The sequence below is a fragment of the Bradyrhizobium sp. SZCCHNPS1003 genome (assembly GCF_032381555.1).
Taxonomy (GTDB): Bacteria; Pseudomonadota; Alphaproteobacteria; order Rhizobiales; family Xanthobacteraceae; genus Bradyrhizobium.
The window spans coordinates 98,307-125,293 of sequence record NZ_JAUHIU010000007.1 but is presented as its reverse complement, the minus strand read 5'-3'; the positions used below and the strand labels follow the sequence as shown (position 1 = coordinate 125,293).

Here is a 26,987-nt window from a genome sequence, read left to right as displayed (position 1 = left end):
AGTCGCAGGGTCCTGGCCTCCCGACGCTGAGGTCCGCGCAATGCGCGTCATGCGCGCGTTGTCGCCACGGTGGCAAACAAGCCGGTCACCGAGGAGACTGCGTATAAATCGTAAAGCCATCGCGCAGGGAGGGCCGGGTCATTCCGGCTGTACCTGTGGTTCTGCCGCCTGCATTTTTTCTCGCAGGCGGACCGCAGGCCTCAGCCGAGGCCTGGCTCTCCCTGCGCCCTCTGCTTCAAGAGGGTGTCCCGATGATCACAGCTCGGACGCGAAACGCGCCGCGAGAACGCTGGTGCTCAGCCGCGTGGGCTGTTTGACAATCACATCAGAACTACAGGCTCGGCGCCACTATCTCGCAAACGGCCGCGACGGCGCCACATGCAGCGCATAGGCATCGGCCGCCTCGCTCACGCGCGGATAGAGTTCGGTCACCAGCGGATCGTGGCCCGGAATGAATCGATCCGGATGCCCGGCGAGGCGCTCGATGATCTCCCAGCCCTGGATCATGTCGCCGATATTGAGCACGATCGGAAACGGGCTGCGGCGCTGCAGGTTGGCGTAGTAATGCGCGGCGTCGGAGGCGAGCACGACCGGGCCGCGCGCGGTCTCGACGCGCACCACCTGCAGCCCGTCGGAATGGCCGCCGACCCGGTGCACGGTGACGCCGGGCGCGACCTCGCCGTCGCCGTTGTGGAAGGTGACGCGGTCGCCATAGACGTGGCGCACCATGGTGGTGACGTGCTCGACGGTGAACGGGTAGCGCAGCATGCCGTTGCACATGCAGCGGCCCGTGGCATAGGCCATCTCGCGCTCCTGCAGGTGAAAGCGCGCGTTCGGGAAGCGGTCGAGATTGCCGGCGTGATCGTAGTGCAGATGGGTCACGATGATGTCGCGGATGCCGGCCGCCGCGACGCCGAAGGAAGCGAGCGCGTCGATCGGATCGCGCGTCAGGGTGCGGTGGCGGATCTCGGCCTCCGCGGCGTTGAAGCCGGTATCGACCAGGATGTCGCGCCCGTCACGGCGGATCAGCCACACGAAATAGTCGAGGTCTTGCGCCATGCTGTCGTGCGGATCGGGCTGCAGGAAGTTCATGTGCGGCGTGCGCGGCGACATCGTCGCATAGCGCAGCGCGTAGATCTCGGCAGCGTTCCCCATGATGGCCTTCTCGTTGGTTGGGCACGGCCGCCATCGAGCCATCGGCAGGGATCGAGGTCAATCGCATCGAGGTCAATCGCGGTGCGCGTCGAACCGGACGGTGCGCTGCCGCGACACAGCGTGAGGCATCTCACATTTCAAGCCATTGGGATCGTTGCATGGTCCGCTCGTGTCATGACCCGCAGCTCGCAAGAGGCTCCTGCGGGCGGTCGCCGCCTCAGACGATTCTTCAACCTCTGCAAGCGGTTGACGTGCCGTCACGGCGATTTGATAATGCCTGACGCGTGGGATATGGTCGCCGCGGCGCAAGCTGGACGGCGCCTGATTGCTGACCGCTGGACCGCCATCGTGATGACTTTCCGCCTGCTGTTGCCGCTCGGCCTGATGTTCTCCGTCGCGTTCTCGGCCGTGGTCTCCTGGCCCGCGCGCGCGGCCGGCGACCGTTTCGCGCTGGTGATCGGCAATGCAAAATATCCGGATGCCGAGGCGCCGCTCAAGGAGCCGGTCAACGATGCCCGCGATCTCACCGACGAGTTGAAGCGCGACGGTTTCAGCGTCGAGACCCTGGAAAATGCCGGCGGCGACGCGATGCGCCGCGGCCTCGATCGGCTTTATGGCAAGATCAAGCCAGGCTCGGTGGCGCTGCTGTTCTTCTCCGGCTACGGCATCCAGTCGAGCCGGCAGAGCTACATGATCCCGGTCGACGCGCAGATCTGGCAGGAGGCCGACGTGCGGCGCGACGGCATCGGCCTCGAGCAGGTGCTGCAGGAGATCAACAGCCGCGGCGCCGGCGTGAAGATCGCGCTGCTCGATGCCTCCCGGCGCAATCCCTATGAGCGCAGGTTCCGCACCGCCTCGGCCGGCCTCGCGCCGGTCATCGCACCGAGCGGTACTTTGGTGATGTACTCGGCGGCGCTGTCCGCTGTCGTGACGGATGGCGGGCGCGATCGCAGCCTGTTCGTGCAGGAGCTGCTGAAGGAGATCCGCGTTCCCGACCTCACCGCCGAGGAGACGCTGAATCGCACCCGCGTCGGCGTCACCCGCGCGTCGCGCAGCGAGCAGGTGCCGTGGATCTCGTCGTCGTTGGCGGAGGATTTCTCCTTCGTGCCGGGCAATGGCGGCGTCAGGCCGCCGCCGGCCGAGAGCAGTGTCGCACCTGCACCTGCACCTGCACCTGCGCCTGCGCCGACCCCGACACAGGTCGTGGTGGCGCCGCCGGTGCCGTCACCGCTGCCGCCGGCTCCGCCCGCGCCGCAGCCGACGCCGGTGCAGAAGGTGGATACCCCGCCGCCCCCGCCGCCGGTTGCTCCAGCGCCGCCGGTGTCCGCGCCATCTCCTGTGATCGCGAACGTGGCGCCCGCCGCTCCGGCTGTGCCCGCGGCCCCCGCCGCTCCGGCAGCGCCTGCGCAGGATCCGTTCGCCGACGATCCGACGATCAAGAGCCTGAGCGCCAAGATCGCGGCCAATCCGGAGGATGCCGGCGCGCTGTACCGGCGCGGCCAAGTGTATGCGAGCAAGGGCGCCTACGCGCAGGCGATCCGCGATTTCGACGACACCATCCGGATCAATCCGAAGGACGTCGAGGCGCTCAACAACCGCTGCTGGGCCCGCACCGTCGTCGGCGAGCTGCAGCCTGCGCTGCGCGATTGCAACGAGGCGCTGAGGCTGCGGCCGAATTTCGTCGACGCGCTCGACAGCCGCGGGCTGGTCAATCTCAAGAGCGGCGCGGTCAAGAACGCCATCGCCGATTTCGATGCGGCGCTGAAGATCAATCCGCGGCTGACGTCGTCATTGTACGGCCGGGGCCTCGCCAAGCAGCGCAACGGCGCCGCGCAGGAGGGCGCGCTCGACATCGCCAACGCCAAGGCGATGGACCCCAACATCGTCCGCGAGTTCGAAGCTTACGGCGTGCGCTGATTTCTTGCGCGCGTCGGCCGGCCGGCTCGAACCATGCGGCAGGCCGGACCGACATAACAGCGGACAGCCGGGTGTCGCGAGCGGGCCTTCGCGACGGACACCGGGATCATCAGTTCGCGTGAGGAGGGATGGCAATGACCGCACCGAAAACGAATTCGACCAGGACCGCCGGCCTGACGGCTCTCCTGGCCGTGACAGTTCTGAGCGCAGCCGCGTCGCTGAGCGCGATGCCGGCCTTCGCCGCCGATGATGTCAGCGAGGATCAGATCGTCCGCGCGTTGGCCGGACCGAAGAGGCCGCTGACCCGCGGACTGTCGATGTCGCCGCCGTCCGAGGCCGCGCCTGCGATCGCGCCGGAACAGGACAAGTTCCTGCAGAGCATCCGCGGCCGCTCGACGCGGTCGTTGTCATCAGCCGAGCGCGAGGAGATCGCGGCGGTCGCCAAGACCAAGCCGAACATCGATCTCGAGATCACCTTCGACTACAACTCCGCCAACATCAGCCAGAAGTCGCTGCCGTCGGTGCAGGCGCTCGGCCGGGCGCTGACGAACGCTGAGCTGAAGGGGGCGACCTTCGTCGTCGCCGGTCATACCGATGCCGCCGGTGGCGAGGCCTACAATCAGGACCTCTCCGAGCGCCGCGCCGATTCGATCAAGCGCTATCTGGTCGAGAAGTTCGGCATCGCCGGCGCCGACCTGGTGACAGTGGGCTACGGCAAGAGCAAGCTGAAGGATCCGAGCCAGCCGCTCGCCGAGGTGAACCGCCGCGTTCAGGTCGTCAACATGCAGAGCAAGACGGCGGCGGCCAAGTAGCGTCGCGTCCATCAAGCGCCGTCGGGGGTCGCGTGGCCGGAGATCGAAGTGAACGGATGCGTCCCGCAGGATTGTGGGGCGCATCGCCTTGTCGGGGCGCCCCGCGCCAAATTCGCAGCATCCACAACCCGCATCTCGCGCCGACCGGATCCACCTGCCGATGAAGCTGCCAAAATCCCTCAAAACTGCGGCCAGCGCGGTCGTCTTCGTGGCTCTGTTCGCCGGCTATTACTGGTACGAGCATCGTTCCCATCACGCTGCCGAGGAGCCGCCGATGCAGGCCCAGGTGCTGGTGACCAAGGCGGTGAAGGCCTGCTTCTCCGATCTCGTGCGCGTCACCGGCTTCGTCATGGCCCGCCGCGAGGCGGTGGTCGGCGCCGACCAGGAAGGCTCGCGGGTCATCGACGTCCTGGTCAAGGAGGGCGACACCGTCACCGAGAACCAGGAGCTGGCGCGCCTGACGCCGTCACCGCCGCAGCCGGGAGCGCCGGCGGCGGCCGCGAACCGGCCGGTGTCGCTGCGTGCGCCGGCGGCAGGACTCGTCACCGAGGTCCGCACGATCGCCGGTGCGCCGGCCTCGCCGCAGGCCGGTCCGATGTTCCGTATCGCCGTCAACAACGAGCTGGAGCTCGACGCCGAAGTTCCGAGCATTCATCTCCTGAAGCTCGGCGCGGGCGCGCCGGTGCGCATCACCCGTGACAACCTTCCCGACATTGTCGGCCGCCTGCGCGTGGTGGCACCGCAGGTCGACCGGACCACCCAGCTGGGCCACGTCCGCATCGCATTGACCAGCAGTCCGTCGCTCAAGCCTGGCATGTTCGCGCGCGCCAATATCGATGCCCGGCGGAGCTGCGGCGTCGCCGTGCCCAACACGGCGATCGATCATCTCACCATCCAGGTCGTGAAGGGCAACACGATCGAGACCCGCCGGGTGCGGGTCGGCCTGGTGTCGGATACATCGAGCGAAATCCTCGACGGTCTGACAGAGGGTGAAATCGTGGTGGCCGACGCCGGCAGCTCGCTGCACGACGGCGACCAGATCAAGACCATGTTTGCCGAAGACATCGATCGCACGCGGGTACGCTGATGGCACTGAATATTTCGGCATGGTCGATCCGGAACCCGCTGCCGTCGATCCTCTTCTCCATCATCCTGCTGATCCTGGGCTGGATGAGCTTCACCAAGCTCGCGGTCACGCGGCTGCCGAACGCCGACATTCCGGTGATCTCGGTCGCGGTGGCGCAATTCGGCGCGGCGCCCTCGGAGCTTGAATCCCAGGTCACCAAGATCATCGAGGACGGCGTCTCCGGCGTCGAGGGCGCGCGCCACATCCAGTCGCTGATCACCGACGGCCTGTCGGTGACGACGATTACGTTCGCGCTCGAGACCAACACCGATCGCGCCATCAACGACGTCAAGGACGCCGTGACCCGGGTGCGCTCCGATCTGCCGCAGAACGTCACCGAGCCGCTGATCTCGCGCGTCGACAAGATCGGCCTGCCGATCGTCACCTATGCGGCGATCTCGCCGGGCAAGACGCCGGAGCAGCTGTCGTTCTTCGTGGACGATGTGGTCAAGCGCGAGCTGCAGGGCGTGCGCGGCGTCAGCCAGGTCGAGCGCATCGGCGGTGTCGAGCGCGAGATCCTGGTCTCGCTCGATCCCGACCGGCTGCAGGCCATGGGGCTCACCGCGGTCAATGTCAGCCAGAGCCTGCGCGGCACCAATGTCGACGTCGCCGGCGGCCGCGCCGAGATCGGCAAGAACGACCAGGCGATCCGCACGCTTGCCGGCGCGAAAACGCTGAACGAGCTGTCCAACACGATGATTCCCTTGTTCGGCGGCGGCGAGGTCCGGCTCGCCGATCTCGGGACGGTCACCGACACGATCGCCGATCGCCGTACCTTTGCGCGCTTCAACGGCGAGCCGGTGGTCGCGCTCGGCATCAAGCGCTCCAAGGGAGCCAGCGACGTGGTCGTCGCGGCCGCCGTGCAGAAGCGCATCGACCAGGTGAAGGCCGCCCATCCCGACGTCGATCTGAAGCTGATCGACACCTCGGTCGAGTTCACCAAAGGCAACTACGAGGCCGCGATCTCGACCCTGTTCGAGGGCGCGATCCTGGCCGTCATCATCGTGCTCCTCTTCCTGCGCGACTTCAGGGCCACGGTGATCGCGGCGATATCGCTGCCGCTGTCGATCTTCCCCGCCTTCTGGGCGATGGACATCCTCGGCTTCTCGCTGAACATGGTCTCGTTCCTGGCGATCACGCTGTCGACCGGCATTCTCGTCGACGACGCCATCGTCGAGATCGAGAACATCGTGCGCCACATGCGGATGGGGAAGTCGCCCTATCGCGCGGCGCTCGATGCCGCGGACGAGATCGGGCTGGCGGTCATCGCGATCAGCCTCACCATCATCGCAATCTTTGCGCCGGCCAGCTTCATGTCCGGCATTGCCGGCCAGTTCTTCAAGCAGTTCGGCATCACCGTCTCGGTGCAGGTGTTCTTCTCGCTGCTGGCGGCGCGCTTCGTCACACCGATGCTGGCGGCCTACTTCCTCAAGCATCACGACCATGACGATCCGCCGCCGGGGTTCATCCTGCGTGCCTATCAGCGCATCGTGACCTGGTCGGTAAAGCACTACTTTGTCACGGTGCTGCTCGGCATCGGGATCTTCGCTGCCTCGATCTGGAGTACGACGCTGCTGTCGCAAGGGTTCTTGCCGGCGCAGGACGCGGCGCGATCGCTGCTCGCGATCGAGCTGCCGCCAGGCGCGCAGCTCGCCTACACCGAGAAGGTCACCGAGGACATCGTCGCGCGCCTGCGCAAGCGGCCAGAGGTTCGCAGCGTGTTCGTCGACGGCGGCCGGCTCCAGGGCGCGATGGAGGTTCGCCGCGCCGGAATGATCGTCAACTACACGCCGAAGACCGAGCGCAAGATCACCCAGAAAGAGCTCGAACTCGAGATCACCAAGGATCTCGAAACCATTCCGGACATCCGTTTCTGGTTCACCGACGAAAACGGTCTGCGCCCGATCAAGCTGGTGCTGACGGGCTCGGATCCCAAGCTGGTCGACAACGTTGCGAGCGAGCTCGCCTCGCAGATGAAGCGGATTCCGATCATCTCCAACGTGGTGTCGGACACTTCGCTCGACCGGCCGGAACTGCGGGTGCAGCCGCGCGCCGACCTGGCCGCTCGTCTGGGCGTGTCCACCGAAAGCCTGTCGCAGACGATCCGCGTCGCCACGATCGGAGATGTCGGACCGGCGCTGGCGAAGTATGACGCCGGCGGCCGGCTGGTCCCGATCCGGGTGCAGCTCGAGGATGCAGCGCGCAGCGACGTGAAGATCCTCGAACAGTTGCGGGTGCCGCTCGGCCAGTACGGCGAAAAGGGCGGCGTGCCGCTGGCGGTGGTCGCCGACATCAAGCTCGACCAGGGCCCGACCAGCATCAGCCGCTACGATCGTGGGCGGCAGGCCACCGTCGCCGCCGACCTCGTCGGACTTGCAGCGCTCGGCGATGCAACGAAGCAGATCGACGAGCTGCCGGTCAGAAAGAGCATGCCGGCCAGCGTCAAGCTGATCCCGTCCGATGACGCCGAAAGCCTGAACGAGCTGGCCTCCGGCTTCATCACGGCGATCACGGCGGGCCTGATGATCGTCTACGCCGTGCTGGTGCTGCTGTTCGGCACCTTCCTGCAGCCAATCACGATCCTGTTCTCGCTGCCGCTGTCGATCGGCGGTGCGATCGGCGCGCTGATGCTCACGGGCAAGCAGCTCACGATCCCGGTCTATATCGGCATGATGATGCTGATGGGCATCGTCACCAAGAACGCGATCATGCTGGTGGAGTTCGCGGTCGAGGCGATCCATGCCGGGATCAGGCGCGACGAGGCGATCATCGATGCCGGCATGAAGCGGGCGCGTCCGATCGTGATGACCACGATCGCGATGGTCGCCGGCATGATGCCGAGCGCGCTCGCGGTCGGTGCCGGCGGCGAGTTCCGCTCGCCGATGGCGCTGGCGGTGATCGGCGGGCTGGTGTTCTCGACCGTGCTGTCGCTGTTGTTCGTGCCGGCGATGTTCCTGGTGATGGACGATGTCGGCGCGTTGTTCGCCCGGCTCGGCCGCAAGCTGATCGTCTCCTCCGGCGAGGCCGCCGACGAGGCGCAGTCCGGCCATGAACCGGAGGTGGGGCATCAGCCAAAGCCGCCGCCGTCGGCGATGTCGCCGGCCGCGGAATGAGATGACGTGCCGGAACGAGCTGTTTCAGTTCGCGGTCGAGGGCATGCGGCGGCGTGCGCTGAGATCGTGGGCCTCGCTCGGCGTGCTCTCGAGCGGCGCGGCGGTCTCAGGCGGAACGATCAGGGCAACGAAGCCCTGGCTCGCGCCCTCCAGGCCGAACAGCTTGGTCCGGAGCGTGAAGTCGGCCCGCACCGAACGTCGCGCCTGCGCCGCCGCAGCTTGCATGCCCGAGATGCAGGAGATGTCGGAGTCGTAGCACAGCGCCGCCCAGCCCTGCGCGGTCAGCACTTTGGACGGAGGCTGCAGCTCGTGCGGGTGCACCAGCGCCATTTCATAGCGCGGATGGTCGGGACTGTAGAACGCGGCGGCAAAAGCAAGGCCGTCGTCGCCGCCGACAGCGGGAAGGACGCCGTTCGACGCCGTCCGCCACAGGCGGTCGAGCTCGGTCACGGCCGGCTCATAGAAGTTGCGGCCCTCGTTCAACGGAACGTAGTTCCGGTACAATGCATGGAGGGGCGCCACGACGGTGGCCGCGAATGCCGCGATCGCGATCGTCGCCGCGGCGAGATTGATCGTGATGTCGCGGGGAGCGTGATAGCTCGCGCCGCACACGATCACGATGACGAACAGGAAGACGCCCTGCAGGCCCCACAGCGGCGGCATGTCGGTGCCGAACACGACCGAGACCAGTGTGGGGAACACAACGGTCCCGATGCTGATTGTCGCCAGCAGCCGGAGCCCGGGTTCGAGGCTGAGCGCATCGTTCAGCACGCGGGTGGGGCGAGGCCGCGTCATGGCGAGCCATATGAGGCCGGGGATACCGGCGATGCCGGCCATCGCCAGCAGGAAACCGCTGCCCTCGACCAGGGCGGCCCCAGCGGTCTTGCCGACGTGATGCTCGATCGCATGCGAGAACGGCTGGGCGCCGGTCGTGGCCAGCCAATAGATGTGAGGTGCGAGCGCGGCCAAGCCGGACAGCGCCGCGATCCAGGGCGCGGACGAGGTGAAATAGGCGCGACGCTCGCCGTGACACAACGCTGCGACCGCGAAGCCCGCGATCAGGAAGACCGCGTAGTACTTGCCGAGCATGGCGAGCGCCGCGGTCAGGCCGGCCGCGATGGCCCAGCCGACGTGACGCGTCTCGAAGGAGCGCAGGAAGCACCACGTCGCCAGCGGCCAACTCGACAGCAGCACGGCGTTGGCGTTGAAGCGCTGCGCATGCAGTTGATAGACCGGCAGCAGCATGAGCAGCAGCAGTACGACCAGACGTTTGTCACCGCGCGCGAAACGCCGGGTGATGAGGTCGACGGCCCAGAGGCCGACCGCCGCGTTGGTCAGCGCCAGCAGGTTGAACGACCAGTTGGTCAGCGGAAACACGGTGGTCCAGGCCCGCGCGGCCCAGCCCATCAGCGGCGGATGCTTGGTCGAGCCCCAGTCGAAGCTGCGTCCGAGCGACCAGGTTTCGATCACGTCCTGGTGGAGATCGCCCCCCAGATAGGCGATCGAGAAATACACCATCCAGACCGCGACGAACCCGACGATCAAGGCCGGAACGGCCCAACCATCCTCCACGGCGTCGATCCAGACCGCGAGAGCTTTGCGCCAACGGCCAACCGAACCACTGGCCTCGATCGCGATGGCCGGCAACGCAAGACTCATGATGTTACTTCCAACCACGCTCGTCTGGCGCGCAAAGCTCCACCCCGCGCGCCGCCGTGCGCGAGCAAATGGAACTCTCCGCTGCCGGATTGAACCCTGTTAGAATTGTTAAAAAGAGTTCATGTCGCAAATTGTGAGGCGTGGTGGCCCAATTGCGATCATGTTTGGCCGATGCTGATACCAAACGATGCACGACGGGCGGTTCCCGCCATGGACCGGACCCGCAATCGACAAATTCGCGGTGAACGAAGCTGGGCGCCCGGCTTGCTACTCGTTGCGTGCGATCGTGTTCAGCTTCGTCAGGTCATGCAGCAGGATGCGGCCGCGTTGCAGATCCAGGATCTTGTCCTTGCGCCAGGCCTGCAACTGGCGGTTCACGCTTTCACGCGCCGCGCCGACGAAGACGCCGAGCTGTTCCTGCGAGATATGAACCTCGGAGCCGAAATCCTCCGCCAGCGCGCACAGCCGGCGTGCCAGCCGGACCGGCAGCGGCTGCAGCACCGATTCCTCCATTCGCTCGCTCTGCCAGCGGATGCGCTGGCACAGCAGCTGAATGATCCTGATCGCCACCTTGGGCTCGCGTTCCAGGAAGCTGAGGAAATCCTCGCGGCGAAGCACGAACAGCTCGGACGCTTCACCGGCCGTGGCGTCCGCCGTGCGCTCCTGCCCGTCGAGCACGGCGACCTCGCCGAACAGATCGCCGGGCCCCATGAAGTTGAGGGTCAGCCGGCTGCCGTCGGTGGCGCCGGTCTCGATGCGAATTTGGCCGCGCCGCACCCCGAACAGGGCATTGCCGGGGTCGCCCTTCTGGAACAGCACCTCGCCCGACGACAGATGCTGGGTGTGGCAGAGGCTCGAGATTCGCTGCAGCTCGTCCGCGCCGAGGTCGGCGAACATCGGGTTCATCTTCAGAATGACCGCAAATTCGGCCTGCTTGCTCATCACTATACCTTCGGCAGTGGTTCAAAGCCCGAGTTACAGAATCCGCCCGGGCGGAAGTGTGTCATAAGTCACATAATGGCGCACGTGCTCACGACTATGTTGGTCGCTCTCGGAGCGGTCTTCGTTCCGAGAAAAATTCGGATTGAACCGGGTCGGCGTTGCCGCACGCTAACCCGTGGAGACCGCTCGCGCCTTGCGCTTGGGACATCGACATGAAGGCATTGAAGATCGCAGGCGGTTTGATTGGCGCCGTCATCGTCGTGCTCGCTCTGGCGCTCGCTTTTGGACTTCCGGCGAGCTTCCTCACGGTCGCCATCCAGGACCGCGTCGAGCGTGACACCGGCTATCGCCTGAGCATCGCCGGCTCGGCAAGCGTCAGCCTGTGGCCGTCGCTGCATGCGACCCTGACGGACATCACCCTGCAGGATCCGAAGGAGAGGGACGGCAACAATCGGCTGACGATCGGCAAGCTGCAGGCCGACGTGGCGCTGTCGAGCCTGTGGTCCGGCCGGCCCGACATCGGCGAGATCATCGTCGACAAGCCCACACTTTATCTGCCGCTGCTGCGCGAACGGCTGCGGGACAACGCGCCGCGTAGCCGTGCCTCGGCGAAGTCGGAAGCGGCGCCTGCGGTCCGGATCGAACGGGTCACCGTCAGGGACGGCGCCGTCATCCTTTCCAACCCGCGCGACCGCGTCGAGAATCGGCTCGAGGGCATCGGCGCGACGGCGTCTCTGTCCGACGGCAAGGTCAAGATCACGGGCGCGGCCCGTGCCGGCGGCCGCCCGGTGACGTTCGACGTCACGGCGGCGGCGCCTGCGCTGCCAATTGACCGCCAGACGCTGCCGGTCGACTTCAAGATCGACGTGGCCAATGCATTTCGCGGAGTCCTTGCTGGCCGCGCCGACGTTCGGCTGAATGGCCCGGTGGTGTTGATCAACGGCCTCAGCGGTACGCTTGGCGATGGCGATTTCAACGGCTGGGCCTCGGTCGATCTCGCGAGCAAGCCGCTGGTGAAGGTCGATCTCGACGTTCGCCGGCTCGACTTGGGAGCGCTTGCGGGGCAGGGCTCTGCCGGCGCGTCGGGATGGAGCACGGCGGCAATCGACTTGCGCGGTCTCAACTACGTCGATGCGCGCGTGAAGTTGTCGGCGACGGATGTCGTTCTCTCCGGGGCTCGCCTCGGTCCGCTCGATCTCGAAGCCTCGCTGGCCGGCGGCCTGCTGAAGGCGACCGTCGCCAATCTCGGCGCCTATGACGGGCAGGCCAGCGGCGAGGTCGTGATCGACGCCTCCACGGGCAATCCGGCCTATGCGATGCACTGCGATCTCGTCGGCATCCGCGCGCTGCCGCTGCTCTCGAGCGTCGCCGGATTCGACAAGCTCGATGCGCGGATGCAGGGCAAGCTGGCCTTGCGCTCCAGCGGCGCCAGCCAGCAGGCTCTCATGAGCAACCTGAGCGGCTCGGCGTTCCTGCTGTTCCAGGACGGCGCTATCCGCGGCATCAACGTCGCGCAGATGATCCGCTCATTGACGGCCAATCCGCTGTCGGGATGGCAGGATTCGAAGGAGCTGACGACCGATCTCACGCAGCTCTCGGCCTCGTTCCAGGTCGAGCGCGGGCAGGCCGCCACCAGTGACCTCAACCTGGTCGGACCGCTGGTCAAGGTCACCGGTGCGGGGACGATCGATCTGGGCAATCGGGCGCTGGCGATGCGCGTCGAGCCGAAGCTCGTGATGACGACCGAGGGGCAGGGCCGCACCTCGGAGCCGGTTGGTCTCGGGATTCCCATCGTCATCGACGGCCCCTGGAGTCAGCCGCGCTTCTACCCCGACATGGCCGGCATCCTCGACAATCCGGATGCTGCCTACGCCAGGCTCAAGCAGATGGGCCAGGGCCTGTTCGGCAAGGACGGAGCCGGGCTGAACAATCTGATCAACGGCATCGGGGGCCTCATCGGAAATGCTGCGCCCAACGCCGGTTCGAACGGCGCGCCATCGACGGTGGCTCCGAACGCGCAGGCCCCGGCGGCCGGCCAATCCGACCTGCTCGGCGGCGATCTCGGATCGGCGATCGGCAATCTGATTCAGCAAGGGCTGCAGCAGGGCGCGCAGCCGCAGGCCAAGGGCCGCGGCCGTACGCTGGTTGCGCCCCAGGGCGGCGCTGTTCCGCCGTCTTCGGGCGATGCCGGCCAGGGCCCGGCGGAGGCCGCCCCCGCCGAGCCTCGGCAGGACGGCGCGCAGGACAGTCAGCCGATGAACGATGTACTGAAGCGAATCTTCAATAGGTAATATAGAACCGTGTGGGTAATCGAAGCCACGGTGATCTCATCCGCACGGCGGAGCGGGTGAGGGCCAACCGCGCAAACAACGGGCGGCGCGGGTGCGCACTGCACGCGCGGCTCTGCTTGTCATTATGTGCTAAACGGATGCCGGCGACGGACCGTCTCGCACCCGCACGGTCCCGTCTCCGAGGTGTCGCTGCCGCGAGGACGGCAGCGGACGCGCTTGTCCGAGGCTGACCTCGGCGATGACGCGCGTGAGGGGTCCGGATGAACGAGGTCGAGAACAGAGGCTGGTCGTTGCGGCAGGGCCTGTTCGCCAAATACGTCGTGTCGCTGGTCGGGCTCGTCGTGTTCGTCCTGGCCGTGAATGGCGCGACCGAAACTTGGATCAGCTATCAGTCCACCAAAGCGAGCCTGACCGCCGCCATGGCCGAAAAGGCCGACGCCAGCGCCCGGCGGATCGATCAGGCGCTCTCGGATCTGCAGCGACAGATCAGCTGGGTGACGCGGGCGAGCGCCAATACGCTGGAGCTCCGCCGCGCCGACTATGTGCAACTGCTGAGTCAGGCGCCGGCTGTGCGGCAGCTGTATCAGCTCGACGGCCAGGGTCGCGAGCAGCTCCGGGTGTCACGCACCTCGATCGCGTTCTCCTCGGGCAACGATCTGTCGCGCGACCTGCGCTTCACCGACACCGTCACGCACGGCAGCAATTTCTCCGCTGTGACCTTCAAGGGTGCGCAGCCGACGATGTCGATCTCGGTCGCGCATTCCGGCTTCAATGCCGGTGTGACCGTGGCCGACATCGACCTCGACTTTCTCGAAGACTTCATGACCGAGGCGCAGATCGGCAAGGTCGGCACCGCCTACGTGGTGGATCCGCGCGGCCAGGTGCTGGCGAGCTCGGCGAGGGGGCCGGCGGTCGGTCAGGACCTCTCCAAGCTGCCGCAGGTCGCGGCGGTGCTCACGCCGGATGGCCAGCCGCTGGCCTCCGGTACGGACAGCGCCGGCCACGCCGTGCTCTCGGCGGTCGCGACGCTCCCCAAGCTCGGCTGGTCCGTGTTCTTCGAACAGTCTACCGCGCACGCATTGGCGCCGATCCGCGATCAGCTGTTGCGCGGTGCGCTGTTGATCGCGCTCGGTCTTGCCGTTGCGATCCTCGCGGGCTCGCTGCTGGCGCGACGCATGCTCGTCCCGATCACCGCGTTGCGCGCTGGCGCGCGCAAGCTCGGCGCCGGAGATTTCGCCCAGCGCATCGAGGTGAAGACGCATGACGAGCTGGAGGAGCTCGCCGATCAGTTCAACAGCATGGCCGGCCAGCTCGCGCAGTCCTATGCCGTGCTGGAAGCCAAGGTCGAGGAGCGTACGCGCGATCTGGCTCAGTCGATCAATGAGCTGAAGGTGCTCGAGGAGGTTGGCCGCGCGGTGGCCTCTTCGCTCGATCTCAATGCGGTGCTGCCGACGGTGGCGGCCCGGGCGCTGGAGATCACCAAGACCGACGCCGTGCTGATCTATTCCTATGAGGCCGCCGAACGCCGCTTCAGGCTGGTGGAGGCCAAGGGCGTCGACCGGGACGGCCCGCACAATGTGCTGGACGAGCGGACGAGCCTGCTCTCCGACTCCGTGCGTAGCGGCGAGCCGATCGCGATCGCCGAGCTCGAAAGCGCACCCGATCACCCGCTGCGTGACGTCGCGGTCGCCGCCGGCTTTCACGCCGTGCTGTTCACGCCGCTGGTCGATCAGCAGGGTGTGCTCGGCGCGCTCGTGGTGCTCCGCCGGTCGGCCGGCACGTTCCCGCCGAACCTGATCGGACTGATGCGGACATTTGCCAACCAGGCCGTGCTGGCGATGCGCAACGCACGACTGTTCACCGAGGTCGATCAGAAGGGCCGGGAGCTCGCGCTGACCCACGCGACGGTGCAGCAGCAGGCCGAAAAGCTCACCGAGCAGACCGAGCAGCTGCGCGAATGGAACAGGTCGCTCGAGGAGCGGGTCGAGAAGCAACTGGCGGAGATCGAGCGGATCAGGCGGCTGGAGCGCTTCCTGGCGCCGCAGGTGGCGCAGATCATCGCGTCGTCGGACGGCCATGATGCGCTGCTGGAAAGCCACCGCCGCGAGGTCACGGTGGTGTTCTGCGATCTGCGCGGCTTCACCGCGTTTACCGAAACGACCGAGCCCGAAGAGGCGATGAACGTGCTGCGTGAATATCACGCCGCGCTCGGCAAGCTCATCTTCAAATATGAGGGCACGCTCGATCGCTATGCCGGCGACGGCGTGATGATCCTGTTCAACGCGCCGATCCCGTTCGAGGACCACACCACGTGCGCGGTGAAGATGGCGCTCGAAATGCGCGACGAGATCGGCCAATTGACGGAGCGCTGGAAAAATCGCGGCCACAGCCTGGGGTTCGGCGTCGGCATCGCACTGGGATATGCGACGCTCGGCCAGGTCGGCTTCGAGCACCGGCTCGAATACGCCGCGATCGGCAGCGTCACCAATCTCGCCTCGCGGCTATGCGACGAGGCCAAGGCCGGACAAGTGATCGTGTCGCGCCGGGTGTTCGGCGTGGTCGAACAGTCGGTCGACGCCAGGCCGATCGACGACCTTCATCTCAAGGGCTTCAATCACCCGGTGCTGGCGATGGAGATTCTGCGCTGGCGCGGGGAGGGCGCCGACGTGGTCGAAGTCGAGAAGCGGCGGCGATCGTCGGCGACTAACAAGTAGGGCGGGCAAAGGCGCGCGGCGCCTTGCTCGTCGTCGACGGCAGTCTCGCGCGCCCCCGTGCCCATCGCTGTCGTTTGACGAAGGATGTGGGCACCGGTCGCCTTCGGCGCTTTGCCCACCCGACGAAGCGCGGCTCAATAGGCCTGCTTCGCATCGGCCTCCTCGCTGGTCTGGATCAGATCGAGGCTCGCCTCGATCTTGCCGATCAGGCGGTCGAACGTCTTGCGCTCGTCGGCGGACAGGCACGCCATGATTTCGCGCTCGCGCTGCTGCAAACGCGGGATCAGCTCCTCATAAAGCGTCTTGCCCTTACGTGTCAGGCGCAGACGGAACTCGCGGCGATCCTCGGCGTTCTCGACGCGCTCGATCAGCCGCCGCTCCAGCAACGACGTCACGGCCCGGCTGATGGTCGATTTGTGCGTGCGGGTGCACGCCGCGACATATTGCGCGCTGCAGGCCTCGCGGCGGAAGCCGAGCGTCGCCAGCACGCGCCATTCCGGAATGTCGAGCCCATAGCGCTCCCGATATTCGATGGCGAGCGCCGCGCTGACCTCGGCGGCCAGACGGTTGAGCCGGAATGGTGCGAACTTGAACAGGTCGAGCCGCTCGTCTTCCTGCGGCACTGCCGCATTTCGGTCATCCTCGACCGGCTTCGCCTGCCGCCTGGACGCCGCGGTAGATGGCTTCGCCAAGATCGCGCTCCGATTTTTGAGTTGACGCGGCCGAAGCCGTCGGCTTTAGAATAGTTGCAGGTGAGACTATCTGGCAAGACGGCCGAATGGCCTCGCCCGAGGAAATGTTGGTCGCTTCGAAAGTCGTCGTTTCGAAAGTCCAAGAAAACCACAAGGCGAGCAAGCCATGGTGCAGGCCAATCCGGGGCAGGGCGCGAGCCAGGCGAAGGTTCAGTTCGGCTATCGTCGGCACGACGACCAGGATCAGGCCACGCCGGCCGCGCATCCGGTCGTCGTCGTGGGTGCGGGTCCCGTCGGGCTGTCGTTCGCGATCGATCTTGCGCAGCGCGGCCATGCCGTCGTGGTGCTCGATGATGCCGACCGTATCGGCGAGGGCTCGCGCGCGATCTGCTTCTCCAAGCGCTCCCTGGAATATTGGGATCGCCTCGGCGTCGGCGACCGGATGGTCGACAAGGGCGTGGTGTGGAACGTCGGCCGCATCTTTCACGGTCCGTCCGAGCTCTATCAGTTCAATCTGCTGCCGGAGCCCGGGCACAAGCGGCCGGCCTTCATCAACCTGCAGCAGTTCTACGCCGAGGCCTATCTGGTCGATCGCGTCAACGCGCTGCCGGAGATCTCGCTGCGCTGGCGCAACAAGGTGACGGCGCTGGAGCAGCGCAACGATCATGTCGTGCTGACGATCGAGACGCCGGATGGCGCCTATCGGCTATCGGCGCAATACGTGATCGCCTGCGATGGCGCGCGCTCCTCGCTGCGCCAGATGGTCGGCGCGGGTTTTTCCGGCAAGGTGTTCGAGGATCAGTTCCTGATCGCCGACGTCAGGATGACGGCTGAATTCCCCACCGAGCGCTGGTTCTGGTTCGATCCGCCATTCCATGCCGGGCGCTCGGCGCTGTTGCACCGGCAGCCGGACAATGTCTGGCGCATCGACCTGCAGCTCAGTCGGTATGCCGATCCCAACGTCGAGAAGCAGCCGGAGAATGTGCGGCCACGGATCGCGCGCATGCTCGGCCATGATCAGTTCGAATTCGAATGGATCTCGCTCTACAAATTCCAGTGCCGGCGCATGGAGCGCTTCATTCATGGTCGCGTCGTTTTTGCCGGCGATTCCGCCCATCAGGTCTCGCCGTTCGGCGCGCGCGGTGCCAATTCGGGGCTGGAGGATGCCGAGAACTTGGCCTGGAAGCTCGATCGCGTGCTGCGCGGTACCTCGCCCGCGGCGCTGCTCGAAACCTATCATCTGGAGCGAAGCGCAGCGGCCGACGAAAACATTCGCGAGTCCACGCGGGCGACGGATTTCATGGCGCCGAATTCGCACCAGGAGGCGCGGCTACGCAAGGTGGTGCTCGCGCTCGCCAGGGACACCGAATTCGGCAAGCGCATGGTCAATGGCGGCCGGCTGTCGGTTCCCTCGGTCTACCAGACGCCGCTGTCGACCGAAGACGACGAGGCTTGGCACAGTGGCCCTTGTCCGGGAACATCGATGCCGGATGCTCCGCTCGAGACGGCAGACGGACGGCACCTTCATCTCACCGATGCATTCAATGCTCAGGGCCGGCGTTTCACCCTGCTGTCCTTTGCCAATGGTGAGGCGATCGATGTGCCCGACGATGTCGGTGTCGTCAGCATCGGCGGTCCGAATGGACTTGCCGATGGCGAGGGTTTCGCGGGCAAGCGTTACGGGGCCGAACCCGGCACATCCTATCTGCTGCGTCCGGACGGCTATGTCGCGGCGCGCTTCCGGCATCCGCGCCGCGCCGCGATCGCGGCGGCGGTCGCACGCGCCTCCGGCCTGAGCTGAGGAGCCGCAACGATGACACTCTCGACCGCTTCCAATTTCGCCAAGCCCGACGATGCCTTTCGCGCCATCGTCGAAGCCCATCGGGGCCTCTCGGACCTCGAAAGCGCCGACCTCGATGCGGCATTGGTCCTGATCCTCGCCAATCACATCGGTGACATCGGTGTGCTGCGCGAGGCGGTCACGCTGGCGAAACGCAGCATGGCTGATACCGGTCAACAGCAACAACAACAGCAGCAGCAATAGCCTGCTGCGCAGACAGGGAATGAACTGATGGCGAAGGGTTTCGCATCCACCACCGATCTCGCCGAGAAGAAAATCACTTTCTCCGAGATCGGCCCGGATCTCTATGCATTCACTGCAGAGGGCGATCCGAATTCGGCGGTCATCGTCGGCGACGACGGCTGCATCGTGTTCGATGCCCAGGCGACGCCGGCGATGGCGAACAAGGTGATCGAGCGGGTCAGGACCGTGACCGACAAGCCGATCAAATATGTCGTGCTGTCGCACTACCACGCGGTGCGCGTGCTCGGCGCCTCGGCCTATCACGCGCAGGGCATTGTTGCGTCGCAGGAGACACGCCGGCTGATCGTGGAGCGGGGACAGCAGGACTGGGACTCCGAATACGGCCGCTTCCCGCGCCTGTTCCAGGATGCCGAGAGCATTCCTGGCCTGACCTGGCCGACGCTCACCTTCGAAGGCGAGATGACGATCCATCTCGGCAAGCGCGAGGTGCAACTGATCCAGCTCGGTGCGGGCCATACGTCCGGTGACATCGTCGCCTGGGTGCCGGACGCCGAGGTGATGTTCTCCGGCGATCTCATCGAATATCACTCGGCCTGTTATTGCGGCGACGCCTATTTGCGCGAATGGCCGTCGACCCTGAACGAGATCCGCGACTTCAATCCCAAGGCGATCGCGCCCGGCCGCGGCGACGCGCTGAAGGGCGAGACCACGGTGCGCGAGGCGATCGCGATGACGCGCGACTTCGTCTCGTCGCTGTATGGCGCGGCGGAGATGTCGGTCGCCAAGGGACGCAGCCTCAAGGAGTCCATGGCCGCCACGCGCGAAGTGATGGATCCGAAATTCTCGAGCTTCGCCATCTACGAGCACTGCCTGCCGTTCAACGTGTCGCGCGCCTATGACGAAGCCAGCGGCATCGACGATCCCGTGATCTGGACCGCCGAGCGCGACCGCGAGATGTGGGCCCGCCTGCAAGGAGAAGGATGATGAACATCAACACATCGCCTGACCAGTTGCACCGCGCATCGGGACAGGTCACGCCGGGCTACATGTCCGGCTTCGGCAATTCGTTCGAGACCGAGGCGCTGCCCGGCGCGCTGCCGATCGGGCGCAACTCGCCGCAGCGCTGCGCCTACGGGCTCTATGCCGAGCAGCTCTCGGGCTCGCCGTTCACCGCGCCGCGCGGCTCCAACGAGCGCTCCTGGCTGTACCGCATCCGGCCCTCGGTGAAACACTACGGCCGATTCGCGAAGGTCGATGCCGGGTTGTGGCGCACCGCGCCGTGTCACGAGCAGGAGATCACGGTGCAGCAGCTGCGCTGGGATCCGACACCGTTGCCGTCGGGCGATGTGACGTTCCTGCAGGGTGTGCAGACCATGACCACGGCCGGCGATGCCACGACCCAGGCCGGCATGGCGGCGCATGTCTACGTCATCACCAAGTCGATGGTCGACCAGCACTTCTACGATGCCGACGGCGAGCTGATGTTCGTGCTGCAGCAGGGCCGTTTGCTGTTCGTCACCGAGTTCGGCCGCATCGACGCCGAGCCTGGCGAGATCGTCGTGATCCCGCGCGGCGTCAAGTTCCGGGTGGAGATTCCGGAGGGACCGGCACGTGGCTATCTCTGCGAGAATTATGGCGGTGCCTTCACCTTGCCGGAGCGCGGCCCGATCGGCGCGAATTGTCTTGCCAATGCGCGCGACTTCCTGACCCCGGTGGCCTCGTATGAGGACAAGGACACGCCGACCGAACTCTACGTGAAATGGGGCGGCGCGCTGTTCAAGACCGAGCTCAGGCACTCGCCGATCGACGTCGTTGCCTGGCACGGCAACTACGCGCCGTATAAATATGACCTGCGCACCTTCTCGCCGGTCGGCGCCATCGGCTTCGATCATCCCGATCCGTCGATCTTTACCGTGCTGACATCGCCGTCGGAAACCGCCGGCACGGCCAACATCGATTTCGTGATCTTCCCCGAGCGCTGGATGGTGGCCGACAACACCTTCCGCCCGCCGTGGTACCACATGAACATCATGTCGGAGTTCATGGGCCTGATCTACGGCGTCTATGACGCCAAGCCGCAGGGCTTCGTGCCCGGCGGCATGAGCCTGCACAATTGCATGCTGCCGCACGGGCCAGATCGCGAGGCGTTCGATCACGCCAGCAATGGCGAGTTGAAGCCGGTGAAGCTCACGGGCACGATGGCCTTCATGTTCGAGACGCGCTTCCCGCAGCGGATCACCAAGCACGCCGCGGAGTCCGGCACCATGCAGAGCGACTACGCCGATTGCTGGAACGGACTGGAGAAGCGTTTCGATCCGAACAGGCCTTGAACTGTGAGAATGCCGTCATGGCCGGGCTTGACCCGGCCATCCACGACATTCTCTGTGCGGTGAGAGATGGATGCCCGGGTCAAGCCCGGGCATGACGACGTAGTCCGGAGAAGCATTTTGACTCATCCCAACGATCCCTCGCTCCGCTCCTTCATCCCGGTCGATCCAGCCTCCGACTTCCCGATCCAGAACCTGCCCTACGGTGTGTTCTCCGCCGCCGATTCGCCAAAGCCACGCGTCGGTGTCGCCATCGGCGAGTTCGTGCTCGACCTCGCCGTGCTCGAGGACGAAGGCCTGCTCGATCTGGCGCCGGCCTATGAGGTGTTCGCGCAATCCTCGCTGAATGCCTTCATGGCGCTCGGCCCCGCCGTGTGGTCGAAGACGCGGGCTGCGATCAGCGCACTGCTGCGCCACGACAATCCGCGGCTGCGTGACGACAAGCCGCTGCGCAGCCGGGCGCTGCTGCCGCGCCAGGACGTCACGTTGCATCTGCCGTTCGACGTGGCCGGCTACACCGATTTCTATTCGTCGAAGGAGCACGCCACCAATGTCGGCGTCATGTTCCGCGGCAAGGACAATGCGCTGCAGCCGAACTGGCTGCACATGCCGATCGGCTATAATGGGCGCGCCTCGACCGTGATCGTCTCCGGCACCAAGGTGCGCCGGCCGCGCGGGCAATTGAAGCCGCCGAGCGCCGAGGTGCCGAGCTTCAGGCCGTGCAAGCGGCTCGATTTCGAGCTGGAGATGGGCGTCGTCATCGGCCAGTCGTCGCCGCTCGGCGAGATGCTGAGCGAGGCGCAGGCGGAGGCGATGATCTTCGGCTTCGTGCTGCTCAACGACTGGAGCGCACGCGATATCCAGCAATGGGAATATGTGCCCCTCGGCCCGTTCCAAGCCAAGGCGTTTGCGACGTCGATCAGCCCGTGGGTGGTGACGCGGGAGGCGCTGGAGCCGTTCCGCGTGTCGGGGCCAACGCAGGATCCAACGCCGCTGCCCTACCTGCAGCAGAAGGCCGCGCAGAACTACGATCTCTCCCTCGACGTGGCCTTGCGTGCCTCCGGCAGCAACGCCGCGCAGACCATCGCGCAGACCAATTTCAGGTACATGTACTGGTCGAGCGTGCAGCAGCTGATGCACCATGCCTCGTCCGGCTGTGCCATGAGTGTCGGCGATCTCCTCGGGTCCGGCACGATCTCCGGCCCGGAGAAGCATCAGCGCGGCAGCCTGCTGGAGATCAGTTGGAATGGCACCGAGCCGGTCGAGCTCGCCGGCGGCGTGAAGCGCACGTTTCTCGAGGACGGCGACTCTCTGGTGATGCGCGGCTGGTGCCAGGGCGACGGCTATCGCGTCGGCTTCGGCGAAGTCGAAGGCACGATCGTAGCGGCCGTGTGATGCGAGCTGCCCTTGGCTGAGCTTTCGATGCACGATGTCACGTCGTGGTTATCGATTCCGGGCTCGCGCTGCGCGCGCCCCGGAATGACGAGGAGAGAGGTCAGCGCTCTTCCGGCGCGACGTTCTTCACGCCTCCGACGAACGCCGCGACCTCCTCCGCCGCATATTTCAGATGCACGCGCTTGTCCGACGGCAGCTGTTTTGTGACGCAGGCCCCTGGCCGCCACTCGCGCGACGGGCGGATCGGCCGTGGCGCAAAGCCGCCGCCGCAGTTCGGGCAGACGTTGAACAGCTTAGTCTCGACGCAGTCGGTGCAGAAGGTGCATTCGTAGGAGCAGATGCGCGCGTCCGTTGCTGCCGGTGGCAGGTCTTTGTCGCAATATTCGCAATTCGGGCGAAGCTGCAGCGCCATGTTCGTCTCGCAGATGTTGGAATGATGTGACTGTCGCAAAAGCCGCGACGGTGTTGAATGGCGCAATTCCCTCGATTTGCGCCACGTCGTCAGCCAGCAGACAGCGACGCCAGCGGCAGCTTCGCGCTCTCCTTCAGCCGGTCGAGCACGATCGACGACCGCACATGCGCCACGCTCTGGTGTGGCATCAGCACATTGTTGACGATGTCGGACAGGCTCTTGAGGTCGCGCAGCACGACCTTGAGCAGATAATCGGAGTCGCCGGTCAGCGCGTAGGCCTCCTGGATGTCGTCGACGCGGTTCACCAGCGCACGGAATTTCTGCGCGTTGTCGGGCGAATGCGTCGCCAGGGTGATCTGGATGAAGGCGATCAGCTCGAAGCCCAGGGACGTGCCGGATAGCTGCGCGCGATAGCCCGCGATGACGCCGTCCTCCTCCAGCCGCATCCGCCGTCGCGAGCATTGCGAGGCCGAGAGCCCGGCGAGGTCGGCCAGCTCCTGGTTGGTGAGCCGGCCGTCGTCCTGCAGCGCGGCCAGGATACGGAGATCGAAGCTATCGACCGAAATCATGCGTCATTTCCTCTGAATGTGCATGGATCGTGCATACTCGGGCGAAAATGACAATGGTTTGCATGCCCCGTGCGCGGAATTCGGGAGATGATCCGCCCATCAAGCTGAAGGAGCTTCCCCCATGGGTCCATTTCCGCACGATGCGCCTCCTGCCACCATCTCCGCCGACAACCCGATGGGCACGGACGGCTTCGAGTTCGTCGAATATGCGCACCCCGAAGCAAGCGAGCTGCACGCGCTGTTCAAGCTGATGGGCTTCGCCGCGGTCGCGCGCCACAGGACCAAGGCGATCACGCTGTACCGCCAGGGTGACATCAACTACCTCGTGAACGAGGAGCCCGGCAGCCACGGCCACGAGTTCGTCGCCGCGCACGGGCCGTGTGCGCCGTCGATGGCGTTTAGGGTGGTCGACGCGAAGAAGGCCTATGCGCGGGCGATCGCGCTCGGCGCCGAGCCGGCCGACCTGCCGCCGGCCCAGAAGACGCTGGACGTGCCCGCACTCAAGGGCATCGGCGGCAGCCTGCTCTATCTCGTCGATCGCTACGGTGCCAAGGGCTCGGCCTACGATCTCGAATTCGGGTGGATCGGCGAGCGCGACCCGCGCCCCATCGGCTCCGGCCTCTACTACATCGATCACCTGACCCACAACGTGCACCGCGGCCGCATGGATGTGTGGACCGGCTTCTACGAGAAGCTGTTCAACTTCCGCCAGATCCGCTTCTTCGACATCGAAGGCCGCGCCTCCGGATTGTTCTCGCGCGCGCTGACCAGCCCCGACGGCAAGATTCGGATTCCGATCAACGAGGATGCCGGCGAGTCCGGGCAGATCGAGGAGTATCTCAAGATCTATCGCGGCGAAGGCATCCAGCACGTCGCCTGCGGCGCCCGCGACATCTACGCCACCGTCGAGGGCCTGCGCGCATCAGGCCTGCCGTTCATGCCGTCGCCGCCCGAGACCTATTTCGAGCGCATCGAAGCGCGCCTGCCCGAGCATGGCGAGGACGTCACCCGCCTCAAGCGCAACGGCATCCTGATCGACGGCGAGGGCGTGGTCGATGGCGGCCACACCAAGGTGCTGCTGCAGATCTTCTCGGCCAATGCGATCGGCCCGATCTTCTTCGAGTTCATCCAGCGCAAGGGCGACGACGGTTTTGGCGAAGGCAACTTCAAGGCGCTGTTCGAATCGATCGAAGAGGATCAGATCCGCCGCGGCGTGCTGAAGGTGGAGGCGGCGGAGTAAACGAAGCAGAGGGCGTCATTGCGAGGAGCGCAGCGACGAGGCAATTCAGACTTCCGTCGGCGTCCCGGATTGCTTCGCTTCGCTCGCAATGACGGCGTGATTGGAGGCAGGATGTCTCCAAACCCTCAACTGTCGTCCCGGGCAAGCCCGACGACGCGCCAGCGGCGTCGGGCGCCGACCCGGGACCCATACCGCGTGATCTATCGATAGGGCATAGTCGCAGACGATTTTCGCCAAACTGCGGCCGGTGGTTATGGGTCCCCGCGTTCGCGGGGACGACACCGAGGGTGAGGCGCGGGCGTCGTCAACTCACTGGCATCGGGATTGTCGCGCAGCGTTGATCGGCGCGACCGCGCCGCAATCGCTTACCCGCCAGCCTTCCACGCACTCACGACAGCCCCAATCTCCACCACCTCCGGCTCCCGTATCGTCGACGGCGTGCGCGAGAAGCGCGGCGCCGGGGCCGGCTGCGTGATGCCATGCCGCTGGACGAACACGCCGCGCGCCGCCATGTGCGCGTGCTTCGGTGCCTCCGACATCGTCAGCACCGGCGCGAAACAGATGTCGGTGCCCTCCATGATCGCGCACCATTCCTCGCGCGTCTTGCTCTTGAACACCGCGACCAGCTTCTCCTTCAGCGCCGGCCAGGCGCGCGGGTCCATCTGCGCGTCGAAGGCGGGATCGGACAGGTCGGCATGCTGGCGCAGCAGCGCGTAGAACTGCGGCTCGATCGAGCCGATGGAGATGAAGTTGCCACAGGCGCATTCGTAGACGCCGTAGAAGTGCGCGCCGCCGTCGAGGAAGTTGCGCTCGCGCCCCTCGGTCCAGCGGCCCATCGCGGTGAGGTCGAAGAACATCGCGAGCAGCGAGGCCGCGCCGTCGCACATCGCGGTATCCACCACCTGCCCCTTGCCGGACTTCGAGGCTTCGAGCAGTGCGGCGAGCACGCCGACGACGAGATAGAGCGCACCGCCGCCGAAATCGCCGACCAGGTTGAGTGGCGGCACCGGCCGCTCCCTGGGTCCGATCGCGGCCAGCGCGCCGGTGATCGAGATGTAGTTGATGTCGTGGCCGGCCGCCTGCGCCAACGGTCCCTGCTGGCCCCAGCCGGTCATGCGGCCATAGACCAGCTTGGGATTGCGCGCGAGCACGACGTCGGGGCCGAGGCCAAGGCGTTCCATCACGGCGGGACGAAAGCCTTCGATCAGCGCGTCGGCACCGGCGAGCAGGTCGAGCACCTCGGCAATGACGGCCTTGTCCTTGAGGTCGAGCTCGATGACCTTGCGGCCGCGACCGGCGACCGACTTCATGGTCTTGCGCGCGCCGACGCGATCGAGCGTCACCACCTCCGCGCCCATGTCGGCCAGCAGCATGCAGGCGAACGGTCCCGGTCCGATGCCGGCGAACTCGACGATGCGAAAGCCCGCGAGCGGTCCGGTGGCGCGGGTCTCGGTCTGTGGGGCGGTCTTGTCGAGCACGTTGTCTTGTCCCTGCGGTGCTTCGGCGTGTGATGAGGTCGATCGGACAAAGATGGTCGCCGCGACCTTCACCCTCCCTCTCCAGGGGAGGTGGGTGTGCTTGGCTGCTGTCCGCATCAACCAGACATCATCACGCGCGATGCGTTTCCTGATCCGCGATTGTCCCGCGTGTATCCGGCCAACGCAAGCGCGCCGTATGCCGCAAAGCAAAACGGCGCGCATCGCTGCGCGCCGTGTGGAATTTGTTGTGCCGTTGCGCGGAATGATCCGCGTTGTGAGGTCAGCCCGCGGCTTGCACCGCGCGCTGCGCCATCACCTTCACCAGATTGGCGCGGTAATCAGCCGAGCCGTGGATGTCGCTGAGCAGGCCGCTCGCCGGGATGCTGACGCCGTCGATCGCCGAGGCCGACCAGTTCGACTTCAGCGCCGCCTCGATCGCGGGCACGCGCATCACGCCGCTCTGCGAGGCGCCGGTGGCCGCGACGCGGACGTCGCCGCCCTTCGTCTTGGTCACGAACACGCCGGTCAGCGCGAAGCGCGACGCCGGATGGCGCATCTTGGCATAGCCCGCCTTCTCCGGCACCGGGAACGACACCTCGGTGATGATCTCGCCGTCCTCGAGCGCCGTGGTGAACAGGCCCTTGAAGAAATCATCCGCCGAGATCGTGCGCTTGTTGGTCTTCACGGTCGCGCCGAGCGAGATCAGTGCCGCCGGGAAATCCGCGGCCGGATCGTTGTTGGCGATCGAGCCGCCGATGGTGCCGCGGTGACGCACGGCGGGATCGCCGAGCACCGAGGTGAGGTAGGAGATCGCGGGGATCGCCTTCTTCACGTCGGCATTGGTCATGATGTCGTAATAGGTCGTCGCCGCCTTGATCACGAGCGTGTCGCCCGACAGCTGCACGCCGATCAGGTCCTTGATCTTGCCGATATCGATGACATCGGACGGGCTGGCGAGGCGCTGCTTCATGACCGGAAGCAGGGTGTGGCCTCCGGCCAGGAACTTGGCCTCGCTGCCCTTGGCGAACAGCGCCGCCGCTTCGTCGACCGAGGAGGCGCGATGGTAGGTCGTCTCGTACATGGGAATCTCCCTGAATTTTT

The 26,987-nt window shown here is 66.0% G+C and carries 20 protein-coding genes; 12 read left to right on the top strand and 8 right to left on the bottom strand.

Annotated features, from left to right (window positions below):
* Window positions 1–348: 348 nt before the first annotated feature.
* A complete protein-coding gene (locus QX126_RS13245) occupies window positions 349–1,155 on the bottom strand; it encodes an N-acyl homoserine lactonase family protein (protein ID WP_315781466.1) in 807 nt (268 codons plus the stop codon).
* 351 nt (window positions 1,156–1,506) lie between these two features.
* Here QX126_RS13245 and QX126_RS13240 point away from each other — a divergent pair, with 351 nt between their 5' ends.
* The 4 genes from QX126_RS13240 (at window position 1,507) to QX126_RS13225 (ending at window position 8,123) form a co-directional block, all read left to right on the top strand.
* On the top strand, window positions 1,507–3,072 hold the full coding sequence (locus QX126_RS13240; protein ID WP_409999097.1) for a caspase family protein: 1,566 nt from the start codon (window positions 1,507–1,509) through the stop codon (window positions 3,070–3,072).
* 134 nt (window positions 3,073–3,206) lie between these two features.
* The gene (locus tag QX126_RS13235; protein WP_315781460.1) at window positions 3,207–3,884 is read left to right on the top strand and encodes an OmpA family protein; all 678 of its coding nucleotides are present in this window, start codon (window positions 3,207–3,209) and stop codon (window positions 3,882–3,884) included.
* Between the two features lie 160 nt (window positions 3,885–4,044).
* Complete coding sequence (locus QX126_RS13230) at window positions 4,045–4,971, top strand: efflux RND transporter periplasmic adaptor subunit (protein ID WP_315777217.1); 927 nt, start codon at window positions 4,045–4,047, stop codon at window positions 4,969–4,971.
* On the top strand, window positions 4,971–8,123 hold the full coding sequence (locus QX126_RS13225) for an efflux RND transporter permease subunit (protein WP_315781457.1): 3,153 nt from the start codon (window positions 4,971–4,973) through the stop codon (window positions 8,121–8,123). The genes QX126_RS13230 and QX126_RS13225 overlap by 1 nt, the downstream gene beginning before the upstream one ends.
* A 24-nt stretch (window positions 8,124–8,147) precedes the next feature.
* On the opposite strand, the gene QX126_RS13220 is transcribed toward QX126_RS13225, so the two are convergent.
* Together QX126_RS13220 and QX126_RS13215 are read right to left on the bottom strand one after the other, a co-directional pair.
* On the bottom strand, window positions 8,148–9,782 hold the full coding sequence (locus QX126_RS13220) for a glycosyltransferase family 39 protein (RefSeq protein ID WP_315781454.1): 1,635 nt from the start codon (window positions 9,780–9,782) through the stop codon (window positions 8,148–8,150).
* Between the two features lie 267 nt (window positions 9,783–10,049).
* The gene (locus QX126_RS13215) at window positions 10,050–10,724 is read right to left on the bottom strand and encodes a Crp/Fnr family transcriptional regulator (RefSeq protein ID WP_315740764.1); all 675 of its coding nucleotides are present in this window, start codon (window positions 10,722–10,724) and stop codon (window positions 10,050–10,052) included.
* Between the two features lie 212 nt (window positions 10,725–10,936).
* Between QX126_RS13215 and QX126_RS13210 the strand changes: the two genes are divergently transcribed.
* Both QX126_RS13210 and QX126_RS13205 read left to right on the top strand, forming a co-directional pair.
* Window positions 10,937–13,015, top strand: coding sequence for an AsmA family protein (locus QX126_RS13210; protein ID WP_315781452.1), 2,079 nt, complete (start codon window positions 10,937–10,939; stop codon window positions 13,013–13,015).
* A gap of 260 nt (window positions 13,016–13,275) precedes the next feature.
* On the top strand, window positions 13,276–15,729 hold the full coding sequence (locus tag QX126_RS13205; RefSeq protein WP_315781449.1) for an adenylate/guanylate cyclase domain-containing protein: 2,454 nt from the start codon (window positions 13,276–13,278) through the stop codon (window positions 15,727–15,729).
* Between the two features lie 134 nt (window positions 15,730–15,863).
* Here the strand turns inward: QX126_RS13205 and QX126_RS13200 are convergent, their stop codons facing one another.
* On the bottom strand, window positions 15,864–16,421 hold the full coding sequence (locus tag QX126_RS13200; RefSeq protein WP_315781446.1) for a MarR family winged helix-turn-helix transcriptional regulator: 558 nt from the start codon (window positions 16,419–16,421) through the stop codon (window positions 15,864–15,866).
* 166 nt (window positions 16,422–16,587) lie between these two features.
* On the opposite strand from QX126_RS13200, the gene QX126_RS13195 reads away from it, so the two are divergent.
* The 5 genes from QX126_RS13195 to fahA all read left to right on the top strand — a co-directional run bounded on the left by QX126_RS13195 (window position 16,588) and on the right by fahA (window position 22,187).
* Window positions 16,588–18,222: an FAD-dependent oxidoreductase gene (locus QX126_RS13195; RefSeq protein ID WP_315781443.1), complete on the top strand. Its 1,635-nt coding sequence runs from the start codon at window positions 16,588–16,590 to the stop codon at window positions 18,220–18,222.
* A 12-nt stretch (window positions 18,223–18,234) separates the two neighbouring features.
* A complete protein-coding gene (locus tag QX126_RS13190; protein WP_315781440.1) occupies window positions 18,235–18,465 on the top strand; it encodes a DUF2783 domain-containing protein in 231 nt (76 codons plus the stop codon).
* A 27-nt stretch (window positions 18,466–18,492) separates the two neighbouring features.
* A complete protein-coding gene (locus QX126_RS13185) occupies window positions 18,493–19,449 on the top strand; it encodes an MBL fold metallo-hydrolase (protein ID WP_315781438.1) in 957 nt (318 codons plus the stop codon).
* Entirely contained in the window at window positions 19,449–20,795 is a 1,347-nt protein-coding gene (hmgA, locus tag QX126_RS13180; protein WP_315781436.1) for a homogentisate 1,2-dioxygenase, read from the top strand. The genes QX126_RS13185 and hmgA overlap by 1 nt, the downstream gene beginning before the upstream one ends.
* 117 nt (window positions 20,796–20,912) lie before the next feature.
* Window positions 20,913–22,187, top strand: a complete 1,275-nt coding sequence (fahA, locus tag QX126_RS13175; RefSeq protein ID WP_315781434.1) for a fumarylacetoacetase — start codon at window positions 20,913–20,915, stop codon at window positions 22,185–22,187.
* A 100-nt stretch (window positions 22,188–22,287) separates the two neighbouring features.
* Here fahA and QX126_RS13170 read toward each other — a convergent pair whose 3' ends face one another.
* Window positions 22,288–22,599 (bottom strand): DUF1272 domain-containing protein, encoded by a 312-nt coding sequence (locus tag QX126_RS13170; protein WP_315781432.1) that lies wholly within the window; start codon window positions 22,597–22,599, stop codon window positions 22,288–22,290.
* Window positions 22,600–22,688: 89 nt separating this feature from the next.
* Window positions 22,689–23,168, bottom strand: coding sequence for an Lrp/AsnC family transcriptional regulator (locus QX126_RS13165; protein WP_315777206.1), 480 nt, complete (start codon window positions 23,166–23,168; stop codon window positions 22,689–22,691).
* Between the two features lie 121 nt (window positions 23,169–23,289).
* Between QX126_RS13165 and hppD the strand changes: the two genes are divergently transcribed.
* Window positions 23,290–24,408: a 4-hydroxyphenylpyruvate dioxygenase gene (gene hppD / locus QX126_RS13160; protein ID WP_315781430.1), complete on the top strand. Its 1,119-nt coding sequence runs from the start codon at window positions 23,290–23,292 to the stop codon at window positions 24,406–24,408.
* 365 nt (window positions 24,409–24,773) lie between these two features.
* Here hppD and QX126_RS13155 read toward each other — a convergent pair whose 3' ends face one another.
* Window positions 24,774–25,886 (bottom strand): CaiB/BaiF CoA-transferase family protein, encoded by a 1,113-nt coding sequence (locus QX126_RS13155; RefSeq protein WP_315781745.1) that lies wholly within the window; start codon window positions 25,884–25,886, stop codon window positions 24,774–24,776.
* A 280-nt stretch (window positions 25,887–26,166) separates the two neighbouring features.
* Window positions 26,167–26,967, bottom strand: a complete 801-nt coding sequence (locus QX126_RS13150; RefSeq protein WP_315773906.1) for a xanthine dehydrogenase family protein subunit M — start codon at window positions 26,965–26,967, stop codon at window positions 26,167–26,169.
* Window positions 26,968–26,987 lie beyond the last annotated feature (20 nt).